This is a genomic window from Janthinobacterium breve (assembly GCF_051380895.1).
Lineage (GTDB): Bacteria > Pseudomonadota > Gammaproteobacteria > Burkholderiales > Burkholderiaceae_D > Janthinobacterium.
Genome location: NZ_JBNYXY010000024.1, coordinates 1 through 2,290, shown reverse-complemented (window position 1 = coordinate 2,290; position 2,290 = coordinate 1). Strand labels below are relative to the sequence as shown.

The 2,290-nt window shown below is 50.3% G+C and carries 2 tRNA genes and 2 rRNA genes; all 4 read left to right on the top strand.

Going from position 1 to position 2,290, the window contains the following annotated elements:
- A 16S ribosomal RNA gene (locus ACQ4W0_RS29100) occupies nt 1–1,065 on the top strand; the annotation flags it as partial.
- A 79-nt stretch (nt 1,066–1,144) separates the two neighbouring features.
- Nucleotides 1,145–1,221, top strand: a tRNA-Ile gene (locus ACQ4W0_RS29095).
- Nucleotides 1,222–1,246: 25 nt separating this feature from the next.
- Nucleotides 1,247–1,322 (top strand) — tRNA-Ala (locus ACQ4W0_RS29090).
- A gap of 243 nt (nt 1,323–1,565) precedes the next feature.
- Nucleotides 1,566–2,290: ribosomal RNA gene (locus ACQ4W0_RS29085) — 23S ribosomal RNA — on the top strand; the annotation flags it as partial.

The window sequence follows — 2,290 nt, the reverse complement described above, 5'->3', positions numbered from 1 at the left end:
TTGCTAATGACGGTACCTGAAGAATAAGCACCGGCTAACTACGTGCCAGCAGCCGCGGTAATACGTAGGGTGCAAGCGTTAATCGGAATTACTGGGCGTAAAGCGTGCGCAGGCGGTTTTGTAAGTCTGATGTGAAATCCCCGGGCTCAACCTGGGAATTGCATTGGAGACTGCAAGGCTAGAATCTGGCAGAGGGGGGTAGAATTCCACGTGTAGCAGTGAAATGCGTAGATATGTGGAGGAACACCGATGGCGAAGGCAGCCCCCTGGGTCAAGATTGACGCTCATGCACGAAAGCGTGGGGAGCAAACAGGATTAGATACCCTGGTAGTCCACGCCCTAAACGATGTCTACTAGTTGTCGGGTCTTAATTGACTTGGTAACGCAGCTAACGCGTGAAGTAGACCGCCTGGGGAGTACGGTCGCAAGATTAAAACTCAAAGGAATTGACGGGGACCCGCACAAGCGGTGGATGATGTGGATTAATTCGATGCAACGCGAAAAACCTTACCTACCCTTGACATGGCTGGAATCCTTGAGAGATCAGGGAGTGCTCGAAAGAGAACCAGTACACAGGTGCTGCATGGCTGTCGTCAGCTCGTGTCGTGAGATGTTGGGTTAAGTCCCGCAACGAGCGCAACCCTTGTCATTAGTTGCTACGAAAGGGCACTCTAATGAGACTGCCGGTGACAAACCGGAGGAAGGTGGGGATGACGTCAAGTCCTCATGGCCCTTATGGGTAGGGCTTCACACGTCATACAATGGTACATACAGAGCGCCGCCAACCCGCGAGGGGGAGCTAATCGCAGAAAGTGTATCGTAGTCCGGATTGTAGTCTGCAACTCGACTGCATGAAGTTGGAATCGCTAGTAATCGCGGATCAGCATGTCGCGGTGAATACGTTCCCGGGTCTTGTACACACCGCCCGTCACACCATGGGAGCGGGTTTTACCAGAAGTAGGTAGCTTAACCGTAAGGAGGGCGCTTACCACGGTAGGATTCGTGACTGGGGTGAAGTCGTAACAAGGTAGCCGTATCGGAAGGTGCGGCTGGATCACCTCCTTTCTAGAGTTTGCACGAGTCAGAAATGATTCACGCATCAAATGTTCACACTTATCGGCTGTTAATATAAAGAACAGCATTTGGGGCTGTAGCTCAGCTGGTTAGAGCACCGTGTTGATAACGCGGGGGTCGTTGGTTCGAGTCCAACCAGCCCTACCAGTTTCTGTAGTCTGGAAATACCCTAGGGGGATTAGCTCAGCTGGGAGAGCACCTGCTTTGCAAGCAGGGGGTCGTCGGTTCGATCCCGTCATCCTCCACCAAAAGTTCAAACGTAAATCAGTGCTGATAGGTGCACGGGGATTTAGGTTTGGTCTTTTCGAGATCAAGTGCTGTATGTTCTTTAACAATCTGGAAGAAGTAAAGATTATTTATTGATTGGTTTGCCGTAAAAGGTGAATCGATGGGTAATGATTGTATGTATCAACAAACAAGCAACAACGTTGTACTTTCTTATTCCTGTAACGCTCTTTGATTATTTCGATAATCAGAGGCTAACGTTATAGGGACAAGCGAATAAGTGCACATGGTGGATGCCTTGGCGATTACAGGCGATGAAGGACGTAGTAGCTTGCGATAAGCTGCGGGGAGTGAGCAAACACACTTTGATCCGCAGATTTCCGAATGGGGCAACCCACCCTTTTAGGGTATTGCAACCTGAATACATAGGGTTGCAAGGCGAACGCGGCGAACTGAAACATCTAAGTAGCTGCAGGAAAAGAAATCAACCGAGATTCCCAAAGTAGCGGCGAGCGAAATGGGAAGAGCCTGCATGTTTTAGCATGACGCATAACAGAATCCTCTGGAAATAGGAGCCACAGACGGTGATAGCCCGGTACGTGAAATGCGATGTGTGGAACTAAGCATGCGACAAGTAGGGCGGGACACGTGACATCCTGTCTGAATATGGGGGGACCATCCTCCAAGGCTAAATACTCGTAATCGACCGATAGTGAACCAGTACCGTGAGGGAAAGGCGAAAAGAACCCCGGAAGGGGAGTGAAATAGATCCTGAAACCGTGTGCATACAAACAGTAGGAGCGGACTTGTTCCGTGACTGCGTACCTTTTGTATAATGGGTCAGCGACTTACATTCAGTGGCAAGGTTAACCGCATAGGGAAGCCGTAGAGAAATCGAGTCCGAATAGGGCGATCAGTCGCTGGGTGTAGACCCGAAACCAAGTGATCTACTCATGGCCAGGATGAAGGTGCGGTAACACGCCCTGGAGGT